We start from the raw sequence: 25,716 nt of genomic DNA, 5'->3' as shown, positions 1-25,716 counted from the left end.
ATGTCCCAGTATATGATGGTATCATAGTGTAAAAAGAAACATCTCGGAGGGGTACGTTTTGCTCACAATGACACTGGCAGAAAAAATCGTAGACGAGGTCAAAAAAGTGCTGACTGAGGAAGTCATCATCGCACAAACAAACGGTACCATCATTGCGGCAACAGATCCAGCGCGCATTGGTCAATTTCATGAAGGGGCATATGTTACGTCCTTGGAAGGGCAGAAACGAATCCTCACAAAGAATGATGAACAGCATATGAAAGGCGTCAAAGCTGGCATCAATCTGCCTATTTACTTTGAGCAAGAGGTCATTGGTGTAATTGGGATGACAGGAGACCCTGTACATGTGTCCCCTTTTGGCGAAATATTACGAAAAATGACAGAGCTGCTCATACAAGAACATGAATTTTTTCAAGAGTCTGAAACAGATGAACGGCAGCTAGAAGCGTTTGTGTTCGACTGGCTTCATCTGCCGGAGACATCCATTGATATCACTGAAAAGGCGCAGCGGCTTCAGCTTGATGTTCAAAAGCAGCGTGCGGTTGTCCTGATCGATTGTCAGGATGAATCATTTATGAAACAGGATCAATACAAAGCGATGAAGGCTGTGCTGCATCTCACCAAGCAGGAGATCATCGTGCGCTGGGGACATGCGCGTTTTTTGCTCATGCTGCAAACAACTGCGGAAGATCGTGACGCTTTGCAGCAGCGCCTTTTTCACATGCATGCCTCGCTCTCAGCGCTGTCCACCTCGAAGATATTGATTGGTGCGGGGAAACCAGCAGCTTCTCATTTGATGAAGCAATCCTTTCATCAAGCCTTTCGTGCATTAAAATTGGCGCATGCTGATACACCGATTGTGTTTGATGAAGATTTGACGCTTGAGCTTTTTATCGAGGAAGTTAGTCAGGAAACGAAAGAAGTGTTCCTTGATCGAACGATTACGCCCCTTCTCCCCTATCCTGAGCTGGTGAAAACATTGCGGGTACTCATGACATCGGATTACTCATTGAAATATGCAGCTGGAGCGATGCATGTACATATTAATACGCTGCATTACAGGTTAAAACGCATCCAAGATTTAACGACACTTGATCCAAAGCGCATGCAAGATGCGATGCTCTTTTATTTAGCATTGATGCTGCTAGATCATGATACAAAAAAATCAAAAAAACAGTCCGATATTTTGTAGAATCGTCCATAGGCATGAAGCGGTTCTTTTTTTATACTGGAAGAAATGATACGTCAAAATCAGTGGGAGTGAATGTACATGTTAGATTCTGAATTTTCAAATCAATTAAAAAAGGTTGTCGGTGCGTCTTATGTACAAGACAGCAAGGCGGATCGTCTTACCTACTCTTATGATGCGACACCGAATTTTCAGCATATGCCAGATGCCATCGTGAGCCCTCACACAGCCGAGGAAGTGCAGCAAATTGTCCGGCTTTGCGCCTTATACAACGTGCCGATCGTGCCAAGAGGATCAGGAACCAATCTTTGCGCAGGAACTTGTCCCACACAAGGCGGCCTTGTGATGCTGTTTACAAGAATGAACCAATTATTAGAAATAGACGAAGAAAATCTCACCGCAACGGTGCAGCCTGGCTTGATTACGCAGGAGCTCATTCGCCAAGTAGAGGAAAGAGGTCTCTTCTATCCACCTGATCCAAGCTCTATGAAAATCTCCACGTTAGGCGGAAATATTAATGAAAATTCAGGTGGTCTAAGAGGCTTAAAGTATGGAGTGACAAGAGATTATGTCCTTGGTCTTGAAGTGGTTCTGCCAAACGGTGACATCATCAAAACAGGCGGCAAGCTCGCAAAGGACGTGGCTGGATATGATATGACCCGTTTATTCGTTGGTTCAGAAGGAACGCTAGGGATTGTCACAGAAGCAACGCTGAAGCTCTTGCCGCTTCCAGAAACAAAACAAACGATGCTTTGCTTATACGAAAGCCTAGAGGAAGCCGCTACTTCTGTCTCGGCCATTATTGCAGAGCGGATCATCCCCGCCACATTAGAATTTATGGATCAGCCAACTCTTGAAGTCGTTGAGGATTTTGCGAAAATTGGTCTGCCTACTGACGTTCAAGCGGTGCTATTAATCGAACAGGACGGCAATCCTGAGGCGGTTTCCCGTGATATGCAAACAATCGCAGAAGTTTGTCAGCAGCACGGTGCAAAAAGCGTCAATATCGCACATTCTGAAGAAGAGGCAAGTGCGCTCTTAACGGCGAGACGCTCTGCTTTATCTGCCCTTGCCCGGTTAAGCCCCACAACGATTTTAGAAGATGCCACAGTACCTCGTTCTGAAATTGCCAACATGGTGCGTGCGATCGAAGAAATTGCGCGAGAGTATCAGGTGAAAATTTGTACGTTTGGGCATGCAGGTGATGGAAACTTACACCCCACTTGTGCAGCAGATGCAAGAAATAAAGAAGAAATGGAACGTGTGGAAGAAGCCTTTCAAGCCATTTTTGAAAAAGCGGTCTCACTTGGCGGCACCATTACCGGAGAACATGGCGTTGGTCTCATGAAAGCTCCTTATTTGGAGCTAAAGGTCAAAAAAGAAGGAATCGCGGCAATGAGAGCGATTAAACAGGCACTTGACCCAGCAAATATCATGAACCCTGATAAAGTGTTTGGGAAAGCAACAAGAAAGCGGGTGGTGGTCTCATGAATTCCTCTAAACAAAAAGAGATTCAGCAAAAATTCCAGCAGCAAATGGATGAAAAGGAGCTGCTCAATTGTATGCGCTGCGGCTTCTGCCTCCCTTCCTGCCCTACCTATATTGAATCCGGACAACAAGAAACGCACTCTCCCCGCGGCCGAATTGCTTTAATGAAGGCGGTAAGAGACGGTGTGATTGAACCAGATGAAGATGTCAAACATTCACTTAATCTTTGTCTTGGCTGCCGTGCATGTGAACCGGTCTGCCCTTCTGGCGTCAAGTATGGGCGATTACTTGAAGATGCAAGAGACATCATTCAGCAGCATAAAAAGCAATCGTTTCCTGTTAAATTGATGAGGCGTGCTGTTTTTAAAGGTCTCTTCCCTTCACAAAGCCGTATGCGACAAGCCGCAGGTCTTCTTCGATTTTATCAAACATCTGGTCTGCAAACTGCTGCCCGTAAGACTGGTATGCTGAAGGTGCTTCCTTCGCATTTACAGCTGATGGAACAGGCACTCCCAAAGGTGCCGCGTCAAAAGAAAAGCCGTTTGAATGAATACAAAGCCATTGGTCCAGCAAGAAAATGTGTGGCATTTTTTTCTGGCTGTTTAATGGACACGGTTTTTTCCAGTACAAATGAAGCGACGATCCAGCTTCTGCAGCTGTCAGGCTGCGACGTTGTCGTCCCTCCTATTCAGACGTGCTGCGGAGCGCTTCATGGCCATAGTGGAGAAAAAGAGCAAGCAAAACAGTTAGCAAAGCAGAATATTGAAGCCTTTGAGGAGACGGATGTAGATGCGATTGTCATGAATGCGGGCGGATGTGGTGCCTTTTTAAGTGATTACGATCATTTGCTTCACAATGATCCGGCTTTTCAAAAGCGAAGTGAAGCCTTCTCAAAGAAAATCACGGATATATCAGACATTCTAGTGGAGCTGGCGTTTCATCACCGCATTCCTTTGGCTTTGCCTGAGCAAGTCATCACCTATCAAGACTCTTGTCATTTACGGAATGGAATGGGTGTACAAAGTGCGCCAAGGGTGCTCATGAAGGCTATTCATGGTGTTTCGTTCAAAGAAATGAAGGATGCAGGTCGCTGCTGCGGCTCAGCAGGGATTTACAACATCTTGCAGCCAAAAATGTCGATGCAAATTTTAGATCATAAAATGACAGAAGCAAGTCAAACAACGGCTGCTGCCATTGTCACATCTAATCCAGGCTGTCAATTGCAAATGGTGGCAGGGATCAAACGCTCAGGGCACCCGCCCAGCATGAGGGCCGTTCATCTCGCTGACTTATTATTAGAAGCCGTCCAATATGGAAAAGAAGCGTCCAGCTCATAAAGCTGAACGCTTTTTTCATGCATATCTTCAGACGATTGGTTGGATAATAGATGCAAATCGCGGAAGGAGATGATTCAAATGCTGAAAAAAAACAAACAACATCAGAAGGACCCGAATTCAGTATTTGAGGCATTATCGCGTTCCTCTGATTTTACAAATGAGTTATCTCGCAGTGAAGGTTTTCTTTATCGAATTTCTTTTTTTCGTTCCTTAATCAATGGAAATCTACTACATGAACAAATTCTGCCCTTCATCAAACAATTGCATCTGACACCCACTCTGGAGGAGCTAAAAGAACACATCCCGATTGAACAGGCTGTGATCACGAGTGACCTTCAAGAAGTGGAACAAGCCCTTCATCGAGGCAGTATTGCCATTCGACTCGAGACGGACTGGGGCAAAACGCTTCTTTTGCCGATTGAAGAAAAAAAAGGCAGACAAGTGGGGCCACCTGAGATTGAATTTGGCATTATTAGTGCACAGGAAGCGTTTGTTGAGGTTCTGGATACCAACTTAAACTTGCTTAGGCGACGGCTTCCGACGCCGGACCTCAAAGTGGCCGAAAAGACTGTTGGCACCCTTACTCAAACAAAAGTAGCCGTGTTATATATTGAAGAAATCGCCAACCCGCAAAACATAGAAACCGTTCTTCAGCGAATTGAGGACGTCGATTATGATCAAATTTTAGATGCGAATTATCTGGCTCAAATGCTTTATGATGTGTCCAATACGATTTTTCCATTGTTCTTAAATACAGAAAGACCAGACCGAGTTTCTTCAGGTCTTACGGAAGGAAAAATTGCCATTATGGTAGATGGGTCGCCTCATGTCTTGCTTGCCCCGACGATTTTACTTGAGTATTTCTCAACAATGGAAGATTATAACATGTCGTGGATTGCCGCTTCCTGCTTTAGGCTATTACGTATATTTGCAGTGATATTTTCTATTTTTGCGACGCCTTTATATGTAGCCGTTTTAACCTTTCATTATGAACTGATTCCTAAGGATTTATTAGAAACGATTGTGGCCTCACGCTATCTTGTCCCATTTCCACCGATTATCGAAGCATTATTTTTAGAGATTTCCATTGAATTACTTAGAGAAGCCGGGTCTCGCCTGCCAGCAAAGGTCGGACAGACACTTGGGATTGTTGGAGGGATTGTCATTGGGCAGGCTGCGGTGGCAGCAGGCTTAACAAGCAATATCTTACTCATTATTGTCGCCCTGTCTGCTCTTGCCTCTTTTGTCACACCTATATACAAAATGGGGACTACCATTCGGCTTTTGAGATTCCCTTTTCTTTTCTCGGCACAGATTTGGGGTGCATTAGGAATTGCTATGATGGGGTCTTTTCTTCTTACCCATTTAATGAAATTAACGTCTATTGGCCGGCCTTATCTAGAGCCTATTTATCCACTTCGTCTGGCTGATTTAAAGGGCAGCTTGATTCGTCCTCAGCTCCGCTTTTTGAATAAAAGACCGGATAATTTACGTGGAGAAAATAGAACCATTCACCAGCCAAAGCCTAAGCAAGGCCGGAAGGGGAAAAATGATTTTTACGAATAAGGAAGTGAAAGTATGGGCTCTTCTGTTAAAGAAAAATTTCAAATCTCCCCTTTTTTTGTGTTTTTTCTCATCAATGCCAATCAAGTAGGTGTCGGCATTTTAAACTTTCAAACGAATCTTGTTCGTTCAATGAATAATGATGGCTGGATCGCCATTCTTATTTCCGGCATCAGCGTTAATCTGATGATTTTTCTGATTTATTTTATGTTTCGCAAGGCCCCTTCTAATGAATTTGGTGATATTACACAATACGTGTTTGGCAAATGGATTGGGCAATTATTCAATATTCTCTATATCTTCTATTTTTCATTTTTGTCGTTGACCGTTCTCGTCCATTATATGGATGTGATCCATGTGTGGCTGTTTAAAGAAATCCCCGGTCTTTTGTTTGCGTCTGTATTGCTGCTGCTTGTCTATTACATACATACTGGCGGTTTTAGAACAATCGCTGGCTGGGCTTACTTTAGCATTGTCCTAACGTACTGGATGACCTTTATCTGCTTTTATGTCATGAAATATAGTCACATTCGCTTTATGTTCCCAATGTTTGATCATTCTTTCTCGCAAATCATGGCGGGAGTCAAAGATGCTTCTTTATCCATGTTTGGTTTTGAAACGCTGCTTGTCTATTATCCCTTTATTAAAAATGCAAAAACATCTCAAAAATTTGCCCATCTGGGGGCATTATTGACCACATCCCTCAATTTGCTTGTTTTTCTCGTGTCAATTGCGTATTACTCAAGTGCTCAGCTTGAACTCACGAAATGGCCGACATTGACGTTAACTAGCATCGTGAAACTTCCCTTTATCCAGCGCTTTGAATTTATTGAAGTGTCCCTATGGCTTCTACTAGTTATACCAAATATCGCCATTCCATTATGGGCAGCCAGCAGAATGGCGAAACAAGTATTTCATACGAGTCAGCGTATCACGTTAATTGTTCTCAGCGTTCTTATTTTGGTAATGTTTTCGTTTTTTGTCGGAGCTACCTCTTTTGAATCCTTTAACAAATGGGTGGAATACAGCGGATACATGCTTGTATATGGATTGATTGTATGTATGATTATTGGATTGATGCTGAAAAAAAGGTGGGTGAAAAAACGAGCATGAAACATTATGTTCTCGTGGGTCTCATGTTATTTAGTCTTTTCTTAACTAGCTGTGCACAGCCTCGCCTTTTAGATGAATTAAATATCTCTCAGGCGGCAGGATTTGATTTAGTGGAAGATGGAGAAATGAAGGGCTTTTTTGTCTTCCCAGTCTTTAAAAGTGAAGAGCAAGGAAATTATCAAATATTAAGCGCTAAGTCAAATACCATTAGTAATATTCAGTTTCTCGTTTCAGAAAAATCCCCCTTCCCAGTTGTCATGGGACAAGTGCTTGTTATTTTAATTAGTGAAAAGCTAGCAAAAGAAGTCGGTATGATTGATTTGATGAATTACATTTACCGCGACCCTATTATTGGGTCAAGACAAGTTTTTGCAATCGTTGAAGGAGAGGTTGAAGATGTATTGCACACAAAAATGAATCAAACCAATTTAAATGTTGGTATGTATCTTTCAGACCTGTTAGCTCAAAATATGCGAAATGGCAATGAACCGGTCACCAATCAGCACATTTTTATGAACCAGATGCTTGCAAAAGGTGTTGATGCATACCTCCCTTACATCAAAAAAACAAGTAATGCCATCAAAGTCTCTGGTGTCGCACTTTTTAATCAAGAAAAAATGGTAGGTCATATCCCTGGAGAAAAAACGTTTGCATTTAAAGCCATGATTGAAAATCATAAAAACGGCATTTATGAATTTCGATTGAATGATAAGGCGAAGACCCATGTCGTCATTGAAAATATCAAATCACATGTGTCCTATCATATCAAACCAACTGAAAATCTCACAAAAAAGCCTCACATCACCATTGACATCAAGCTTAAAGGTGAATTAAAAGAATTCATGAAGTCCAAAAAAATTGATTCACCTTCGATCTTGCAGCATGTCGAAAAAGAAATTGAGAAGCGTGTGGCTCAGCAAGGACAAAACCTTGTTCAGTCATTTAAAAGGCAAAAAATAGATCCGCTTGGACTTGGTCTGAGGTATCGTTCTAAAGACAAAGCAATGACACCTGAGAAATGGCAGGAAATCTACCCTGATGCGGATGTACAAATCAAATGCCAGATGAAGGTTGTCCAAACAGGAGTTAGCCAATAAAAAAGACTGTGAAAAGGGTCTTCCCTTCTCAGACAGTCTTTTTTTTTAATCTTCATCTTTTACATCCGGGTCATCAGGTATCGGTTCATTTAAGATCTCTTGGACGAGCTCTTTATATTGTTCAAGCTGCTTCATATGTGTTTGAAACTGCCCTTGATAAATCAGGTAAGATTCCCCGTCAAATACGTAGCGGATCTTTTTTTGCTGGATTAATTTTTCAATATACGCTTCTGATACTTCTAGGTATTCAGCTGTTTCTGCGATTGTTAAATACATGTATGTGCACCACCAGTTCGTTTCATCTTACAAATTATATCACGAGCTGCTGGAAAAACGGATACAGCCTGTTCATGTTTTTTTCATCTTTTCTTCACTGATTCGTCAACTCCCTTTTGTACAGTATTCATACACACAATTTATAGGAGGTGACCATTCTTCACATGACAAGGAAAAACATTCGAACCTATGCCGCGTTTTCAATTGTAGGAGCAGGCAATACGCTCATTGACTTAATCTTTTTTTTCTTTCTAACGGCCTGCTTTGTCCCCCCCTTCCTCGCGCAGTGCCTTTCCTATAGTGCAGGGATGATGAACAGCTATTTTTGGAATCGAAAATGGACATTTCAAGTGAAAAAGAAAGCTGACAAGTGGGAATGGATCAAATGGATGACTGTCAATGGGGCAGCGTGTTTTCTTACCTACTTCGTCTTATATGTCATGCAGCTAGCAGATTTCTCATTATTCATCAGTAAATTGGTCGGCACCCTTCTTGGTCTTATGATCACTTTTACTGGAAGCCGCGTTTGGGTCTTTCAAACAGAAAATCAACAATCAGAAATGGAGCGATGATTCAATGAACATTAAAAAAAAGGAAATGCTGCCCATCATCGATAAACCTGCCATTCAATATATTGTCGAAGAAGCAGTTCAATCAGGCATTGAAGATATCATCATTATTACAGGAAGGAATAAAAAATCGATTGAAGATCACTTTGACCGGTCCATTGAGCTAGAGCAAAATTTACTCGAAAAAGGGAAAAAGGAACAGCTGGCTGAAATCAAGCATATTGCGGATATGGCCAATATTCATTATATTCGTCAGAAGGAACCTCTAGGTCTCGGACATGCAGTGTTATGTGCACGTCATTTTACCGGAAATGATCCTTTTGCTGTTCTTTTAGGTGATGATGTGATGGTATCAGACAAGCCCGCGCTCTCTCAGCTCATGGAAGTCTATGAAGACAAACAAACAGAGGTAATGGGTGTTCAGCAAGTAGATCGTCTAGATGTCAGTAAGTATGGTATGATAAGACCAGCTAGATTAGAAGGTCATGTGTTTGAAGTCACAGACTTGGTGGAAAAGCCAGCCATTCATGAGGCACCTTCCGATTTAGCTGTGATGGGCAGGTATCTTTTAACCCCATCGATTTTTTCTGTGTTAGAAAGAATCGGCAGAGGTGCTGGCAACGAAATACAGCTGACAGACGCTCTGAAAGAGATTGCACATCAATCACCCATTTATGCAAGACGATTAGATGGTTTGAGATTTGATGTTGGAGATAAGCTTGGCTGTTTTAAGGCAGCGACTGAAATTGGATTAATGCGTCATGATATGAGACCAGCCATGCTAGCATATATAGAAAGCATACTCATGAGAGAAGCAAAACAAGCATAGGCTCTTATAAGAATGCTTGAAGAAAATCGTATTTAAAGGCAGTGTGAAATGAATGGGAACCTTTTTTAATGAAATTTTAACATGGCTGACAAGCCTTGGTTACGTAGGTGTTGCACTTGGACTCATGATTGAAATCATTCCGAGTGAAATTGTCCTTGCCTATGGCGGATATATGGTATCAACAGGAACCATTGGTTTTGTTGGGGCTGTCATTGCTGGGGTCATTGGAGGCACGCTTGCTCAGTGCTTTATTTACTGGATTGGTCTTTACGGCGGAAGACCTTTTCTAACAAAGTACGGAAAATATTTATTCATCCATGAGCATCATATTGCCACTGCAGAGCGCTGGTTTGACCGATATGGAACAGGTGTGGTGTTTACAGCGCGCTTTATCCCTGTTGTGCGCCATGCCATCTCGATTCCAGCCGGCATTGCCAAAATGCCATTTTTCAAATTTGTTCTTTTGACGGGATTAGCCGCTATCCCTTGGTCCATCTTATTTATTTATCTCGGGATGCAGCTTGGGACAAAGTGGGATCACATTCAAAGTGTTGCCCACACTTATACTACACCGATTATGGCTATTGCCATCGTCCTTATCGTTCTGTATTTCATGCTAAAAAAAATTCGCACGAATCGAAAACGGACAATCTAACGAAAACGCCTTCCACTGATTCTGTGAAAGGCGTTTTTGCTATGAGGGTGTCGATTGCTTTTTCATATATTGGGATAATTCCATAATCATTGCACCCATTCTCTCAAGTGACGGGGCAAGAATGCGGTCTACTCCCTCTTCTTTTAAAGCTTCAGCTGTTACTTTTCCGACAGCCACTGCCAGTACTTGCTGCTCAAATAGATTTTGCAGTTCTTCTATTCTGCCCCATTCTTCTGCTAGTTTAAAAAAGGCATGAACCTGGACAGCGGTCGTAAAACAGACGGCATGGACTTTTCCATTTTTCATTTCTTGAAGCAAGGTTTCAGCAGCCTCTGATTCAGGAGGCGTGTGCTGATATGGTAATAGCGGCAAAACATCTGCCCCCTTATCATGTAAAAACTGCATGAGAGCTGGCGCATTTTCGCCGTGAAGCTGAACCATGACCCGTTTGCCTTGAAACTCTTTGTCTTCAAGCTTTGAGATGAGGTCACGAACGGTTCCATCTTCATCCGAAACATCTGGCTGAATTCCGTTTTTTTTGAGAGCGGCAAAGGTTTTGTACCCTCTTGAAGCGATGTGGGCTTTTGATAAAATGTTCATAAATGCTTCTCCGAGATTTAGTTCTTCTGCACTCTCAATTAATGTATTTGTGCCAATGCCTGTTGTTAAAATCACCCAGTCAGCCCCTTGTTTCACAAAGGTTTCGATGCCTGGTTTTAACTCCTCTTTGGCTAAAAACACTGTTCCTTGAAGAGAGCGAATAACGGCTTGTCCTCCTTGCTTTTCAACAAGTGTACGCATTTCTTCTGTTTTTCTCGTTCCACAAATGGCAATCGTTTTTCCAGCTAATCCTTTACTCATTCTATCCCTCTTTTTCTATCACATATGATATGTATTAAATATAGATTTATTTGGAAGAGGTTGCAAGTGTCTACTAAAAAAGAGCTTGACGTTTCTGTGGAATTCGAGTATCTTTTGTAAGTGCAAATTGTAGGAGGTCATTATGGAAAAACAGAATGTTCAAGCAATTCGATTATCAATTGCAGACCCAACACCACTTGGTTTGTTTGGTTTAGCAATGGTGACGCTCGTTGCGTCCTCACAAAAACTAGGAATCACAGATGGCACTTCCCTTATTTTACCTTGGGCTATCTTCCTTGGAGGAATCGCGCAGCTTATTGCGTCCATACAAGATTCAAAGCATCAGAATACTTTTGGTGCCACTGCCTTTGGCGCATTCGGTCTTTTTTGGATGGGCGTTGGAACCACTTGGCTCATTCAAGCCGGCGTTTTTGGGAAAACGCTTGCGGGAGCTGCGGATCCAAAACAACTAGGTTTTGCTTTTATTGGTTATTTGATTTTCAGCTTGTTTATGACGATCGGTGCAATGGAAACACATAAAGTGTTATTTTTGATTTTCGTCTTTATTGATTTCTTATTTATCGGTCTTTCCCTTAGCTCGTTTGGTGTGATGTACGATGTGACCCATACTATTGCAGGCGTTTCAGAACTGATCATTTCCCTGCTTTCGTTTTATGGTTCAGCAGCTGTTGTCCTCAATACACATTTTGGCCGTACTGTGCTGCCAGTTGGACAACCATTTCGCATTTTTATAAAAGCATAAATCAAAAAGAACTGCTCTGTGCAGTTCTTTTTGATGCTTATTTTCCTTGTTCCTCTTGAAATATCTCTCCGATGATTTCATAAGAGCGCATTCTTTCTTGATGATCAAACATATCAGAATTAATCATGACTTCGTCTGCTTGAGTGGCTTCAATAAAGGCTTCCAATTCTTTTTTCACCTTTTGTTTATCCCCGATCATTGTCGAACTTAATTGTTCATCAACCATCGCTTTTTCATAAGGGCTCCAAAGGCCATCCATACTGTCAACAGGGGCCTTGAGTTTTCCTGGAGTATTGCGAATGAGACTCAAAAACCGCTGATAATGGGAGGTTGCCAAATATTCAGCTCGCTCTGTTTGATCAGCAGCAAAAACCGTCACACCCACCATGGCATAAGGCTCTTTTAACACATCAGAAGGTTTAAATGATTGTCTGTACAATTCTAATGCAGGAATTGTATTTTTAGGTGAAAAATGTGCAGCAAAGGCAAATGGCAGCCCAAGTTCTCCTGCAAGCCTTGCGCTAAAACCGCTTGAACCAAGGAGCCAAATAGGAATCTCCAGTCCTTCACCTGGAACGGCCTTTACATGTTTTTTGACCTGACCGGTCGGTTTGAAATATTGCCGAAGCTCTTCAAGCTGCTCCGGGAAATCTTCTCCATTATGAAGATTACGTCTGAGAGCTCTTGCCGTTAACTGATCCGTTCCCGGTGCTCTGCCAAGACCTAAATCAATTCTCCCCGGATACAATGTCTCAAGTGTTCCAAACTGTTCTGCAATAATAAGTGATGAGTGGTTTGGAAGCATAATACCGCCAGAACCCACCCGAATTTTTTCGGTTCCTCCCGCAATATATCCAATCAAAACAGATGTTGCAGAGCTCGCAACCCCTTCCATATTGTGATGTTCTGCAAGCCAGTATCTATGATAGCCCCACTTCTCGACCTTTTTTGCTAGATCCATACTATGCTCAAAAGACTCTTTAATGGTGCCGCCTTCTGTTACAGAGGATAAATTTAAAACGGAATATGCAGTGCGCTGTAAAACTGATTGACTCATAAATGATGTCCCCATTTCTGTCAAAAATCATACTAGTTTCATACTTTCAACACCATAACATAAAATCGTTTAACTTTTAAATTATTTGATTCGATGATTTTCGAAATGATGAATTTCTAGGTTTTACTTCCAATTTGAAAATTCGCACATAGAACGAAATATCAACTTTAGGAGGTGGGCAATTTGTATAATCAATTCGATCACAAATGTCCCTTTTGCGGTAAATATCATGAGTAGCCTCATTACAAAAGATCACAGCATGACCTTCCTCAAAGAAGAGACTGTCCATTCGTCAGACAAGAACATCCAAAACAAATCGCCTCACAAGTAAATCAGCCTTGTCACATTGCAAAAGGAGAAAAACATTGAAAGCCAAATCAAACAATTGGAAGAAGAGGTTCAGCAGGCCTCGCTGGACCGGCCGGCGGTTTGAGCAATTTAACAGCTGGAAATACGATTTCACTTCAGCTTTTAGGAGCCGTTGTAACAGCTGTTTTGGTAGGCCGTGGTGCTGCTGCTGGTGCTACTTTGACATCATACAGCTCAGCTAAACTAAAAAAGAAAGGCTTTTTCAGCCTTTCTAAGATTGTTGACAAAGGGCTAAAATGATCTTTATTTTAGCCCTTTGTCTTCTTTTCAGCACTTCGTTTGCGATGGAACAAAACTTCCCAATGTTTAGTGTCGTTATGATTGAACAAGAGCAACGATTTGTTTTTTCTTCCATACCAATCGATAGTAGCCATATTGAAGTAATAAGTTCACAAAGAAAGCTGCAGGATAGCCTATCCAGATTCCCTTGATACCAAGCGATGTATAGTGTGATAGCACATAAGCAACTGGTACTTCAACAAGCCAAATGGAACAAATGCTAAAGATCGTCGGCCATAGAACCGTACCACTAGCTCTCATCGTGGCTGCAACGATTTGAGCCGTCCCAAATATGAGATAGCTCCATAGTGTAATGACAACCAAACTATACGCAATATCAATCGTCCTAGGATCTGTTAAAAAGATGGATAAAATCTGCGGTGCAAATATATAGACGAAAATAATGATCAATCCGCCTATGGCGCAGTTTAGTCCCAGCCCAATTTTAATGACATCTTTGAGACGATTCATATTCCCTGCACCAATGAATTGTGCTGCAAAGATAGAGACCGCAATACCAAGACTCACTGCCGGCATCTGTACGTAACTCACGACCTGATTGACAACACCATAGGCAGCTGTCGCCTGTGATCCATAATCGTTTACAAAAGAAATGACAGCAATTTCTGATAAAGAAATGAGAATCATATTCATACTTGAAGGAATACTTAGCTTTAATAACGTTTTTAATAGATCCCCTTTCATCAATAAATGCTTTCTAACCGACGCATCGATGCGCAGCGGGTGTTTTGTTTTATATAGATAGATATGCAGAATGATGAACGTCACAATTGTTGAAATCACAGAGGAATACGCAGCGCCGTATAAACCAAAAGCCGGCAGTCCTAGCCAGCCGAATAATAAAATCGGCAGCAGCAACATATTCGTTGCCGTACTAATCATTAGGAAATAAAAAGGCGTTTTCGAATCTCCTGTCCCTCGTAAAAAGGTCGTATAAACAAAATATAGAAATAAGATCGGCATTGAGATGAATAGAATTCTGGCATATGCTACACTTTCCTCCACAATATTTGCGGGTGTTCCCATTAGATTAAGGATATCTGTTGCGAATAAACCTCCAATGATAGCTAAAGAAAGTCCGATCAAAAAGGTGAACGAAAGCGTTGTGCCAATAATTTCTTTTAATCTCTGTTCATTTTTTGCTCCATATGCTTGTCCAATTAGGATGGAGCTTCCTGATCCAATTCCAATGGAAAATGAAACGAGTAAAAAGAAAAGCGGAAAGAATGCAGAAATAGCAGCTACTGCATCCTCTCCAATCCATCTGCCGACAAGTACTATGGACACAAGCTGTCCGATTGATTGCAAAATATTGCTTAGCAAAAGTGGAATGAGAAAAATGGACATGGTTTTTACTAAAGATTGATTGTTATCTAACGACATGATGGTTCTCCTTCTCTGTCTAAAGATCCTCAGCTAAGATGCTGACAATACGGTCTTCTATATCCTTTCCTTTTTCGTCATCTACAAGATGGTTTAATAGGATAGAAAAAGCGAGCGTCTTTCCGCTCTGCGTTTCAATATATCCAGAAAGTGTGCTGACCGTTGTTAATGATCCCGTTTTCGCACGTACTTTTTCTAGTGTAGCTGGTTCTTTCAATCTGTTCCTTAACGTTCCTCCCACCATTCGTTCACTTGCCCCTGCTAACGGAAGCGCATGTTCATAGGTCTTAAACCATTTTTCCCTTTGAATGTTTGTTAAAAATAAAGTGAATTGATTTGCAGAAACAAGGTTAATAGGTGATATGCCCGATCCATCTCGCAGCACTGCAAGTGAAGGATCGAAGCCAAAAGCAGGAAGCCGTTCATACATCACGTCCAGCCCATCTTCAAAGCTCCCTTTGTTCTTCACTTGTTTGCCAAGTTCCTTTAGCAAAATTTCTGCATGGGTATTGTTGCTTAATTTCATCATGGGAATAAGCAGCTCTGATAAAGGCATAGATGAATGGGAGGCGATTTTCTTGGCTCTTTTAGGAACGTGTTTTGTTTTGAGTGGTCCTTTCACCTGAATCCCTTCAGCTTTTAGCGCTCGTTTCATTAAGTCTAAAGCATAGGTTGTCGGCTCCCATAATGCTACCCATTGTCTAGATGAACTTGCTTTAAGCGGAATGGTTCCAGTCAAAGTAATCTTGTTTGTGCCGTGAGAGCGCTTAAAAGAGATCTTCTTTTTTCCGCCTTCTGGCACAGTTTTCACTCGATTGATGACTTGAGCAACATCAGTCTTCGGGATCATGTCATAGGTGGCTTTCTGCCCTGCTTTCTTTCCTGGCTTTACTTCGAGAATAATGGTTCCTGCATCATAATCTTGATTCGGTGAAGCGGTGAGAGCAGATATTTGTGCGCCGTAATATTGATCCTCATCACTCCACGGCAAATCAATGGAATATCTCGTGTCATCAAACCAAGTGTCATCTGCCGCAAGCTGCCCGTGAACTGTATGTATTCCAGCCTTTTTGACTTGTTTGGCCAATGCTGCAAAATCCGCCTCTAATAAAGTCGGATCTCCAGTGCCGCGAAGATAAAGGTTGCCATGTAACGTTTTCTTTTGAATAGAACCATCCATCCAGATGTCTGTAGAAAATGTGTGTGTTTCTCCAAGTATATCAAGGGCGATGGCTGATGTGAGCAGTTTCATATTTGAAGCAGGAGTAAGACGGGTATCAGCTTGATGTTCATAAAGAAGAGAAGTGTCAGAAGTATCGCGGACGCTGATGCCGGAGATAGCGCCCTCTAAGTCAGGTGCTGTTCGTATGAATTCGTCTAAAGCTGTGATCCATTTTGATTGATCATCACGAGCTGTGAGTGGTTCATCTTTTACTGCAAAAGGGAGAAATAAAATCGACAGGATACATATTTGTAAAAACATGAACTGTGAAAAACGCTTCACGCAATTCCTCCTTTTTTAGGGCAGCAGCCAATTTTAGAAGATTATGTTCATTATACACAAAAGAACGTTTGTTCTCAAAGGTTTTTTAAACAGAAAAGTCAGCTTTCTTTGACGAAAACTGACAAGCCCTTTACCTCTTTTCTGGATTCCAGCCGTCGGTGCCGCTAAGGACAGCCTGAACCGTGATTTGACTTGCTTCGTTTTTTGTTAATATCGTTGACCATTTCACCCGATTTGTCACATTGCTCCCTGCTCCCATTGATCCATATTCTTTGTACCGGGCAGTTCTTTCATTGTCACGGTTATCCCAATTATGCCAGCCCTCTGTTTTGATATGATCTTCCATTTTTGTATGGAGAAACGTCACAGCGGAATGAGGTCTCCACGGACGGCCTAAATAAACAGATTGAGCAGCTGCCGTTCCTTTTTTTAGCGTGGAATCAATGAAAACGTATCCGTACCTTTGCGCTTCTGTTGTGGATGCCGCAGTAATATACCCATTTCCAAGACTTTTTATTTCAGCTTTTTTAAACACAGCCGTGGCTGAACCAAAAATGAAATCGACCGTTCCCTCAATATAGCAGTTTTCGTAATATTGCCGGCCAGTGCCTGTTGCATAAAGCGTATCTTGATAGCCAAGGACACGTACTTGCTTGAACGCTGCCCGGTCTCCAGACACATAAAGGGCCACAGCCTGACCTGCATGTCTGCCAGCTGTATTTTGAAAGGTGATATTTTCTGCATAAAAGTCGTTCGCACGAATCATTGTGCTCGAGCTATTTGTCGTGCTGCCGGTGCTTGCATTTGTATCATCATACGTCAGAATCGTCTTGTACTGATTTTCTCCGATAAAGGAAACGTACGGCTTATTTTGCGGAAGGAGGATCTTTTCTTTATAAACACCATTCTTCATATATATCGTCGTTGGCTGTTGATTGTTTGCTGGAATCGCATCAATGGCGGACTGAACGGTTCGAAATGAACCATTTCCTTTTTGATCGACCACAAGGACACGGTTCGTTTGATTTTTGTGTCCACCTGCTTGAAGTGAAGCCGAGTCCAAAAGGAATAAAGACAATACCATCACAAGCAGTACTTTCCCATACTTCATCACACATCTCCTCCTTGTTTTGTGAACGTTTTCATTGAAGCATTCTTTTTGATCTTATTCATTCACCACACGAAAAAACACCCACCGCGTTATGTTGTGGATGTTTTTTCAGATTTCTCATATTTCATCGCATAAATTCCTTCATTTTCAATCCATTCACAAAATAGGACTTCTTTATAGGAAGAAATGTGCTGCTTTTTTAATTGCCCGCGCAGCCATGCCTCATCAAATCCAGCTTCCTGTAAGTCTTTTCTTAAGATTTCCCCGTCGATAATAAACGTTCTAGGCAATTTGACTTCTTTTCCTTTCACGTTCACATCTTCTGCTGTGGCTGGTGCGTATTTCATTTTCGGAAGAACGCTGACAGAGCCGTCCGTTTCTAAAATCGCATATTCAATTTCGTGAAGAGCAAAATGTCCTTTCGCTCGTATAAGCGTCTGCAGCTGATTTAAATCAAGCATATTCTTCTTCAAGCGATTGTAGCGAATGTTCCCCTTATCAATCACAAGTGTTGGTCTTCCTTCTAAAAGAGCCCGAATGGATTTAAATCTTTGCGAAAGCCATTCAACTGTGTAAATCAAAACGCCCCATACCGCAACAGCAAACAAAATGTGCTGAATCTTGACTTCTGGATCAAAGATGGCGTTTCCGACCATTTCCCCTAAAATCAGCGCAGAAATAAAATCAAACGGCGTGATTTGTGCAAATTGTGTTTTCCCTAATAATTTTGTAATAAAAAATAAGGCGGAAAATCCAATAAAGAGTTCAACTAGAATACTCAAAAACGGCACAGAGCTTCCTTCCTTTCTTGCTGCATTTACTTACAGCATATACATGAAAGGAAGGATCTAAACTGTTTATGAGGGCAATAAAATAAAGACATTTTCCCCCTCAACCAATGTTTCATACGTTTTGACGCATCCGTGATCTGGTGCTTGAACGTTACCTGATGAAAGATCGATTTTCCAATCATGCATCGGACAGAAAACATGATCTCCGCTCACCATTCCTTCAGCCAGTACGCCGCCTTTATGAGGACAGCGATTTTCAATGGCTTTGAATTGTTTATTTGAGGTTTGAAAAACAGCTAATTCAAGTGTACCAGCTGCGACTGTTTTCCCTAGCTGCAGCGGAAAATCTGATATGGTACCAATGTGAACTTTCACAACGGAAACTGTCATCTGATCTCATCCCTTCAATTGATTTATACGGAAGCCGTAGCTTTATGAAACAATTGTCTCGTGTCTTTTTGGTTCTCGCGAAGCTCCCGCCAAGGCTCTTCATACGTTGAAAGTGCGATGTCCATTCTTTGGATTAATGCTTCGCGTTTCTCGTCATCTAAGAGTACTGATTTAATATGATCTAGTCCGAGTCGTTCGACCCAAGCAGACGTTCTCTCTAAATAATTTGCTGTTTCTCTGTAATATTGAAGGTAAGCTGCGGCCATTTGTTCTACTTCTTCTGCTGTACTTACCTTCATCAATAAATCTCCAGCACGTAAATGTGTACCGCCATTTCCGCCGGCGTACAATTCAAATCCTCCATCAATCCCTACAATGCCAAGGTCTTTGATCCCTGATTCTGCACAGTTTCTAGGGCAAGCAGACACGGCCATTTTCACTTTATGTGGGGTAGCAAGTCCTTCGAATTTCTTTTCAAGCGCAATCCCAAGAGAAATGGAGTCCTGCGTTCCGAATCTGCAAAATTGTTCTCCGACACATGTTTTGACCGTTCTTAAAGACTTTCCATATGCATAACCAGATGGTATATCCAGATCCGCCCAGACTTTAGGTAAATCTTCTTTCTTTACACCTAGAAGGTCGATACGCTGACCGCCAGTCATTTTCACAAGCGGTATTTGATATTTGTCGACGACGTCTGCTATTTTTCTCAGGTCGTTTGCATTTGTGACACCTCCATACATACGTGGAACAACGGAATAGGTGCCATCATTTTGAATATTGGCATGCATACGTTCATTCACAAATCGTGAGCTCTTTTCATCTTTGTATTCAAGAGGATGAAGCATCCCTAAATAATAATTCAGTGCCGGCCGGCATTTTGAACAGCCTTCCTCTGTCTCCCAGCCGAGTACATTCATCACTTCTTTGACATGCTGCAAGCCTTTTTCTTTGATTTCATGAATCACTTCATCTCGTGAAAGAGTGGTGCAGGCGCAGATGGTTTCTTTTTGCGCTGTGCGGTTCGCATCATCGCCTAAAGTGTGCCATAGAATCTCTTCGACAACGGGCTTGCAGCCTCCGCATGATCGTGAGGCACTTGTACATTGCTTGACTTCCTGAATCGTTGTTAAGCCTTCTTCCTGAATGGCCTGCACAATCTGACCTTTTGATACACCATTACAGCCACAAACGATATGGTCGTTTGCCATGTTCTCTATCGTGCTTTCTTGCGCCAGATCATTTGAGGTTAAGACGGATACCTTTTCCATATCCGACATATCCACACCTTCTCTAATGTAGGAGAATAATCGAGGTCCATCACTTGTTTCTCCAAACATCACGGCGCCTACTAATCGGTTTTGCTGGAAAACTAGTTTTTGATAAATGCCTTTTTGTTCGTCAAAAATCTTAATCGCTTTTTTCTCATCGTTTTCTATAAAATCACCAGCTGAAAACACGTCAACTCCTGATACTTTCAGCTGTGTCGAGAGAACGGAGCCTTCATATGGAGCAGGATTCATGTCACATACATGTTTTGCGAGCACATTCGCTTGGTCGTATAAAGGAGCGACAAGTCCGTACGTTTGCCCCCTGTGCTCTACACATTCTCCGACGGCATAAATGCCTGGGACACTTGTTTCCATAAAATCATTGACGATAATACCTCGGTTGACTGCAAGACCACTTGTTTCTGCAAGCATTTTACTTGGTTTAATTCCTACTGCCATGACGACCAGATCTGTCTCAAGTGTGGAGCCATCTGAGAATGTTAATCCTTCAACTCTTGTATCTCCTAACATCTCATTTGTCTGTTTTCCTAACAGGAAGGACATGCCCTGTGCTTCTAATGCTTTTTGAAGAAGCTGGCCTGCAATAGGATCTAACTGGCGTTCCATTAAATGAGAGCCGAGGTGAATGACGGTCACTTCCATGCCTAAGTTTAATAGACCGCGTGCCGCTTCAAGTCCAAGGAGCCCGCCTCCAATGACCGCTGCTTTTTTATACTTAGTGGAGGCATTCACCATTTCCTCAGTGTCTTGCAATGTACGAAAGGCTGTTACACCTTTTTTATCACTCCCTGGAATTGGCAGGATAAATGGGAGAGAGCCCGTCGCTAAAATCAGCCGATCATAATGTACGGTCCGTCCTTGATCACTAATTACTGTTTGACTCACTGTATCGATCTTCACGATGGTTTCATTTGTAAACAGCTGAATATCATGTTCTTGATACCAATTCCAATCGTTTAACGTAATATCATCTGCCTTCGTATCTCCTTGAAGAACCTTCGATAAAAGAATTCGATTATAGTTAGGATGCGGTTCACTTCCAAATACCGTCATGTCAAATCGTTCGCTGTCTGTTTTTAAAATGTTTTCAAGCGTTCGAATGCCAGCCATACCGTTTCCAACTAGTACGAGTTTTTCTTTCATGATAAAAACACCCCTCATGTGATCATTTTTTAGAAAATACCATAATCTTAACAAAGATGGAAAATACATGTTATGATTTCTCACATAGTTTTCAATTCATGTAGGCTGACAGCTGTACAGGACAATATTTAAAGCCTGGCATCTTACTGTGAGGATCTAGGTCATCACCAATTAATTGATTAATGGATTGATGTTTGCTCCAGTGAAATGGTACAAACACTGTATCCTTTCGAATGGTGTCTGATATGTGGCATCTCATGATGACACGACCTCTTTTCGACTGGATGATGATGAGCTCCCCGTGCTGAAATCCGTGCGTTTTCGCGGTGTCAGGATGAAGCTCTGCATAAGCTTCAAACTGCCGGGCAACAAGAGAGGTACTTTTTCTTGTTTGAACCCCTGTTTGGTAGTGAGCCATCACCCTGCCGGTCGTTAAATAAAGAGGGTATTCTTGACTGACTGGTTCCTTTGCAACCTTTTGCTTGTGCGCGACGACTGCAAACTTTGCTAGACTGTCAGAGTGTGAGAATTCATGTTCAAATAATCTTTCTGTTCCTGGATCTTCTAAATTCGAACAAGGCCACAATATGCCTTGCTCTTTCCTCAGCCTTTCATAGGTCATACCGGAATAATCAGCTTTTCCTCCTTTCGATGCAGCCCTTAATTCCTCAAAAATATCTTCTGCTGATGAAAAGGAAAAATAGCCACCTTTGCCTAATACAGCTGCTATGTCACAAATGATTTGCCAATCGTGCTTTCTTTGATGCTTGAGTGGATATGTTGCTTCTCTCAGCGTAACGCGCCCCTCTACGTTTGTCATGGTACCTTCGTCCTCTAAATATGACGAAGAAGGTAAAATGACATCTGCCAGCTCAGCAGTCTCTGAGACAAATAAATCAATCGCCACAAAAAAGGATAACTGCTCGATCGCTTTTTTAATAAAGCGCGCATGCGGGCCAGATTGAACAGGATTAGAGCACATTAAAAAGAGCGCTTTTATCTCACCTTCCTGCATTTTTTCAAACATTTCAAAAGCAGACACGCCTTTTCCAGGCAGTTCTTTTTCATCGATGTTCCATATTCCTGCGATTTCTTTTCTGTGAACAGGGTTTGTGATATCACGATAACCTGGAAGCTGATCTGCTTTTTGTCCATGCTCTCTTGCCCCCTGTCCATTTCCCTGTCCAGTAATCGCACCGTAACCGCATCCAAAGCGACCGATCTTCCCAGTCACAAGCAGAATATTTAGGAAATTACGAACGGCTGCTGTTCCGTCTATTTGCTGCTCAATGCCTCTTGCGGTGAGAATCATGCCTGTCGTTTCTTGGGCAAATTTCCTCGCTATTTTTTGAAGGACTTCAGTCGTCACACCGGTCTGCTCAGCGATGTCTGACAGAGAGATGCGCGAGACATGCTCCTTTAATTCTTGGAAACCTGACGTTCGTTTTCTAGTAAATGCTTCATCTATTAAGTTTTCATGAAGCATGATGTGCAATATGCCATTTGCCAGCGCGGCATCTGACCCTGGTTTAAGGCTTACATGTAAATCGGCTAATTTGGCTGTCGGTGTTTTGCGCGGATCGATGACGATAAGAAACGCTCCGTTCTTTTTCGCCTCTTCGATGTACGGCATGAGGGTTGGCTGACATTCGGCTATATTCGTTCCAACTAATATCAACACCCGTGTATGCTTAATGTCACAAAGAGGAAACGTGAGACCACGGTCAAGTCCGAATGTTTGGTTAGATGCTGTTGCTGCCGACGACATACATAGTCTTCCATTGTAATCAATGTATTTCGTTTTCAGCGCCACCCTTGCAAACTTTCCGAGTAAGTAAGCCTCCTCATTTGTAATTGATGCGCTTCCGTACACACTGATGGCATCATGGCCATGCGCGAGCTGAAGGGCTTCAATGTTTGTTTTGATTTCGTCAAGTGCCTCCTGCCATGTCGCTTTGACAAATTGTCCGTTTCTTTTGATGAGCGGGTGATTCAATCGTTCTCGGTGCAGTGCGTGCTGGTGTGCATGCTGTCCTTTCATACAAATTCTTCCGAGCGTGGTTGGGTTGTGAACGCCAATCGTTTGATAACGTGTTCGTCCCTCCACATGCTGCTCGACTAATTGCATTTTGCATTGCATACTGCAAAATGGACATTGGGATGGAAACACTCGCTTTCGCTCTTGCAGTTCTGATTTTTGCTGCGCATATTGTAAAAAAGACTGACTCATACCTTCACATCCTTTTGTCTTACATTCCCTTGTCTGCTTTGGTCAAATTGCCCACAGAGCTCTTCTCTCATGTCCTCATCAAGCAATTTTTCTCGAATGGAAATGTCCCCATACCGGAGAAGCCAATTCCCAATGGATTCCTCAAAGTATGCACTTTTTCTATAATCTTCGAGCAGCGCTTTTAAAAAAGGAATCAGCTCACTTGAATGAGGTAAAGCGTAAAAAAGCTGACCGGCCTTAGGATGACGCACGTCGCCTCCTAAATAAATGTTCCATTCATCCAGCTGTTTCTTGATGCAGATGTCATAGATTGGGCCGAGTTTACACGTGCAGAAAGAGCCGGTTACATGAATTGATGTGACTGTTGGTAAAAGCGTGTCTTCTAATTGTCTTTCCATCTCCATGACAAGTGTAGTGACAGCTGGCTCGTGACGACAATCACATGAAAGGACATGAGATAGCCTCCTTCTCTCATTAGGCATGACCCGGTAATGTTCTTTTACGATCTGTGCGGCCTGCTCTGAAACGCCGATGAGCCGAATTCGTTTATGCTCTGTCAGCTCCGCCTGCTGAATCTGATTTTTCTCTAATAAAGAGGTGATGAGGTGCAAGAACTTCAGATCAAGACGGCCTCCATATAACTGAGGAATCAATGTATGCTCTTGACCGGATGCACTGTCATTTTTCAGGTGGTCATGAAACTGCTCGAGATAGTATGGAATGGCTGCTCGGCAGATGTCGCAGCCATTATCTGTTTTCCAATCGAAGTATTTTCTCATTTCCTCTACATTCACCGGCTGTTGTTTTTTTATAAATGAAAAAATGGTCTGTTCATCTACATCTGTACATGGACAAAAAGAGGTCAGCGCTTCCACTTGTTCATTTGATGATAACTGACAGCAAGCACGGACAAGCTCTTGACAGCCCCCGCAGCCGGTTGCTGCCCCTGTCTGTTTTTTGATCTCTTCTAGGCTTGTCAGCTGATGGACCGATATGCTTTTTAAAATGGCTCCTTTTGTAACCGTTTGACATTGGCAGACGAGGTCTTCCATTTTTAATGTATCTAGAGGGGATGGCTGCTCTTCATGAAGAAATGTCATAACCACACTTTTATCACGCCCCACTTTTACATCTTGAAAAAGCTGATCGGCTTTCTCCAGCTGACCAACTAATAAAACGCCTTTTAGGGCATCACGTTCAAACACGAATTTTTTATATACTTCTATTTCTTCGTCTAAATAGGTCACCACCGAAGTATATGGGGAACGGTTCTCAATACATCCGGCAGAATAGATGGGCATGTCACTTGTTTTTAATTTTGTTGAGTAAATGTGATGAGGTGCATGTGTTATTTGTTCGCCTAATAGATGCTTGGCAAGCACGCTTGCTTGTTCATAAATGGGCTGAACAAGACCGTGCACCATTCCTTTGTGCTCTGCACATTCCCCAATGGCATAAATATTCGGGACATTTGTTTGCATCACGTCATTTACGACAATAGCTTTTCTAGTGTGAATGCCGTGATTTTTTGCAAGCTGTATATTCGGACGGATACCTGTAGTGAAAACAACGAGATCAGCATCCACGATGTCTCCATTTTTCAGTAGAACGCCTTCTACCCTCTCATCTCCTAAGCATGCAATTGTATGGGCATTTGTTTTCACCTGAATGCCTTTACGCGTTAATTGTTGATGTAATAGGCCGGCAGCTGTTTCATCTAATTGGCGCTGCATGAGCCACTCTGTATGATGAATGATGGTTGTCTCAAGTCCGGCAATCTGTAGTCCAGCCGCCACTTCAACGCCAAGCACACCGCCTCCGATCACTGCTGCACGTTGATAACGCAAGGAATCAGCGTGAATGGCCTCATAATCATCAATCGTACGAAAAGCGTAAATCCCTTTTTTGGACACGCCCTGAATAGGCAGGAAATAAGGTGATGACCCTGTTGCGATCACCAGCTTGTCATAGGGAATATTCCGGCTCGCATCTGTCATGATGCATTGCCGATTTGTATCGATGTGCACAACTGTTTCCCCTCTGTACATCGTGATGTCATGCCTCGTGTACCATTCTTTTTCCTTTAGTTCAATTTGAGATAATGATTCGCTTTTTTGTAAAATCGACGAAAGTTTTATTCGATTGTAGGCAGGGTGCTTCTCTTTTCCAATGATTGTAATGAAATAGCGTTCTGGTTGCTTTTGAACGATCTGCTCGATACATTTCATACTCGCCATGCCGTTTCCGATAAACACGAGTTTACGTTTTGCCATGTGTGATCAACCTTTCTAAGCCTCTTGCTCCAAAACATTAGTATGGCTAGATTATGGCACAAAGCTGTAAAAAAGTGTTTATTCATGTCAATTTTTCTAACATAATACTTTCATTATGTTGATGAACCCGCTA

General features: G+C 42.2%; 22 protein-coding genes. 11 read left to right on the top strand and 11 right to left on the bottom strand.

The window, feature by feature from the left end:
- Window positions 1-58: 58 nt before the first annotated feature.
- The 6 genes from ACSLGF_RS10100 to ACSLGF_RS10075 all read left to right on the top strand — a co-directional run bounded on the left by ACSLGF_RS10100 (window position 59) and on the right by ACSLGF_RS10075 (window position 7,787).
- Window positions 59-1,192, top strand: coding sequence for a CdaR family transcriptional regulator (locus ACSLGF_RS10100; RefSeq protein ID WP_456004948.1), 1,134 nt, complete (start codon window positions 59-61; stop codon window positions 1,190-1,192).
- A 78-nt stretch (window positions 1,193-1,270) separates the two neighbouring features.
- Complete coding sequence (glcD, locus tag ACSLGF_RS10095) at window positions 1,271-2,680, top strand: glycolate oxidase subunit GlcD (RefSeq protein ID WP_456004946.1); 1,410 nt, start codon at window positions 1,271-1,273, stop codon at window positions 2,678-2,680.
- Window positions 2,677-4,014 (top strand): (Fe-S)-binding protein, encoded by a 1,338-nt coding sequence (locus ACSLGF_RS10090; RefSeq protein ID WP_456004943.1) that lies wholly within the window; start codon window positions 2,677-2,679, stop codon window positions 4,012-4,014. The genes glcD and ACSLGF_RS10090 overlap by 4 nt, the downstream gene beginning before the upstream one ends.
- 78 nt (window positions 4,015-4,092) lie before the next feature.
- Complete coding sequence (locus tag ACSLGF_RS10085) at window positions 4,093-5,580, top strand: spore germination protein (RefSeq protein ID WP_456004941.1); 1,488 nt, start codon at window positions 4,093-4,095, stop codon at window positions 5,578-5,580.
- A 12-nt stretch (window positions 5,581-5,592) separates the two neighbouring features.
- Window positions 5,593-6,690, top strand: coding sequence for a GerAB/ArcD/ProY family transporter (locus ACSLGF_RS10080; protein ID WP_230030251.1), 1,098 nt, complete (start codon window positions 5,593-5,595; stop codon window positions 6,688-6,690).
- Window positions 6,687-7,787 (top strand): Ger(x)C family spore germination protein, encoded by a 1,101-nt coding sequence (locus ACSLGF_RS10075; RefSeq protein ID WP_456004938.1) that lies wholly within the window; start codon window positions 6,687-6,689, stop codon window positions 7,785-7,787. The genes ACSLGF_RS10080 and ACSLGF_RS10075 overlap by 4 nt, the downstream gene beginning before the upstream one ends.
- A 45-nt stretch (window positions 7,788-7,832) precedes the next feature.
- Here ACSLGF_RS10075 and ACSLGF_RS10070 read toward each other — a convergent pair whose 3' ends face one another.
- Window positions 7,833-8,063: an excisionase family DNA-binding protein gene (locus ACSLGF_RS10070; protein WP_099727842.1), complete on the bottom strand. Its 231-nt coding sequence runs from the start codon at window positions 8,061-8,063 to the stop codon at window positions 7,833-7,835.
- Window positions 8,064-8,227: 164 nt separating this feature from the next.
- Between ACSLGF_RS10070 and ACSLGF_RS10065 the strand changes: the two genes are divergently transcribed.
- The 3 genes from ACSLGF_RS10065 to ACSLGF_RS10055 are packed head-to-tail and all read left to right on the top strand — an operon-like array spanning window position 8,228 to window position 10,116.
- Window positions 8,228-8,635 (top strand): GtrA family protein, encoded by a 408-nt coding sequence (locus ACSLGF_RS10065; RefSeq protein ID WP_456004935.1) that lies wholly within the window; start codon window positions 8,228-8,230, stop codon window positions 8,633-8,635.
- A 4-nt stretch (window positions 8,636-8,639) separates the two neighbouring features.
- Window positions 8,640-9,461: a UTP--glucose-1-phosphate uridylyltransferase GalU gene (gene galU, locus ACSLGF_RS10060; RefSeq protein ID WP_456004933.1), complete on the top strand. Its 822-nt coding sequence runs from the start codon at window positions 8,640-8,642 to the stop codon at window positions 9,459-9,461.
- Window positions 9,462-9,513: 52 nt separating this feature from the next.
- Window positions 9,514-10,116, top strand: a complete 603-nt coding sequence (locus tag ACSLGF_RS10055; RefSeq protein ID WP_456004931.1) for a DedA family protein — start codon at window positions 9,514-9,516, stop codon at window positions 10,114-10,116.
- 39 nt (window positions 10,117-10,155) lie between these two features.
- On the opposite strand, the gene ACSLGF_RS10050 is transcribed toward ACSLGF_RS10055, so the two are convergent.
- On the bottom strand, window positions 10,156-10,977 hold the full coding sequence (locus tag ACSLGF_RS10050) for a uroporphyrinogen-III synthase (RefSeq protein WP_456004929.1): 822 nt from the start codon (window positions 10,975-10,977) through the stop codon (window positions 10,156-10,158).
- Window positions 10,978-11,119: 142 nt separating this feature from the next.
- On the opposite strand from ACSLGF_RS10050, the gene ACSLGF_RS10045 reads away from it, so the two are divergent.
- Entirely contained in the window at window positions 11,120-11,740 is a 621-nt protein-coding gene (locus ACSLGF_RS10045) for an acetate uptake transporter (protein ID WP_099727847.1), read from the top strand.
- Between the two features lie 37 nt (window positions 11,741-11,777).
- Here the strand turns inward: ACSLGF_RS10045 and ACSLGF_RS10040 are convergent, their stop codons facing one another.
- Window positions 11,778-12,797, bottom strand: a complete 1,020-nt coding sequence (locus tag ACSLGF_RS10040) for an LLM class flavin-dependent oxidoreductase (protein WP_456004926.1) — start codon at window positions 12,795-12,797, stop codon at window positions 11,778-11,780.
- Between the two features lie 429 nt (window positions 12,798-13,226).
- Between ACSLGF_RS10040 and ACSLGF_RS10035 the strand changes: the two genes are divergently transcribed.
- A complete protein-coding gene (locus tag ACSLGF_RS10035; protein WP_456004923.1) occupies window positions 13,227-13,406 on the top strand; it encodes a hypothetical protein in 180 nt (59 codons plus the stop codon).
- Window positions 13,407-13,481: 75 nt separating this feature from the next.
- Here the strand turns inward: ACSLGF_RS10035 and ACSLGF_RS10030 are convergent, their stop codons facing one another.
- The 8 genes from ACSLGF_RS10030 to nirB (ACSLGF_RS09995) form a co-directional block, all read right to left on the bottom strand.
- Window positions 13,482-14,849, bottom strand: coding sequence for an MATE family efflux transporter (locus tag ACSLGF_RS10030; RefSeq protein ID WP_456004920.1), 1,368 nt, complete (start codon window positions 14,847-14,849; stop codon window positions 13,482-13,484).
- A 19-nt stretch (window positions 14,850-14,868) separates the two neighbouring features.
- On the bottom strand, window positions 14,869-16,353 hold the full coding sequence (dacB, locus tag ACSLGF_RS10025) for a D-alanyl-D-alanine carboxypeptidase/D-alanyl-D-alanine endopeptidase (protein ID WP_456004917.1): 1,485 nt from the start codon (window positions 16,351-16,353) through the stop codon (window positions 14,869-14,871).
- 130 nt (window positions 16,354-16,483) lie between these two features.
- Window positions 16,484-17,464 (bottom strand): pectinesterase family protein, encoded by a 981-nt coding sequence (locus ACSLGF_RS10020; RefSeq protein WP_456004914.1) that lies wholly within the window; start codon window positions 17,462-17,464, stop codon window positions 16,484-16,486.
- 89 nt (window positions 17,465-17,553) lie between these two features.
- Window positions 17,554-18,255: a DUF421 domain-containing protein gene (locus ACSLGF_RS10015; protein ID WP_456004911.1), complete on the bottom strand. Its 702-nt coding sequence runs from the start codon at window positions 18,253-18,255 to the stop codon at window positions 17,554-17,556.
- Window positions 18,256-18,321: 66 nt separating this feature from the next.
- The gene (gene nirD / locus ACSLGF_RS10010) at window positions 18,322-18,645 is read right to left on the bottom strand and encodes a nitrite reductase small subunit NirD (protein ID WP_456004909.1); all 324 of its coding nucleotides are present in this window, start codon (window positions 18,643-18,645) and stop codon (window positions 18,322-18,324) included.
- A gap of 23 nt (window positions 18,646-18,668) precedes the next feature.
- Window positions 18,669-21,080 carry a nitrite reductase large subunit NirB gene (gene nirB / locus ACSLGF_RS10005; RefSeq protein WP_456004906.1) on the bottom strand — a complete coding sequence of 804 codons (2,412 nt, stop codon included), beginning with the start codon at window positions 21,078-21,080 and terminating at the stop codon, window positions 18,669-18,671.
- Window positions 21,081-21,171: 91 nt separating this feature from the next.
- Window positions 21,172-23,310 (bottom strand): assimilatory nitrate reductase catalytic subunit NasC, encoded by a 2,139-nt coding sequence (gene nasC, locus ACSLGF_RS10000; protein WP_456004904.1) that lies wholly within the window; start codon window positions 23,308-23,310, stop codon window positions 21,172-21,174.
- Window positions 23,307-25,583 (bottom strand): nitrite reductase large subunit NirB, encoded by a 2,277-nt coding sequence (gene nirB, locus ACSLGF_RS09995; RefSeq protein WP_456004901.1) that lies wholly within the window; start codon window positions 25,581-25,583, stop codon window positions 23,307-23,309. Before nirB (ACSLGF_RS09995) ends, nasC begins: the two co-directional genes overlap by 4 nt.
- Between the last annotated feature and the right edge of the window lie 133 nt (window positions 25,584-25,716).

It is taken from the genome of Bacillus sp. A015, from assembly GCF_053851875.1.
This window is presented reverse-complemented; position numbering and strand designations above follow the sequence as displayed.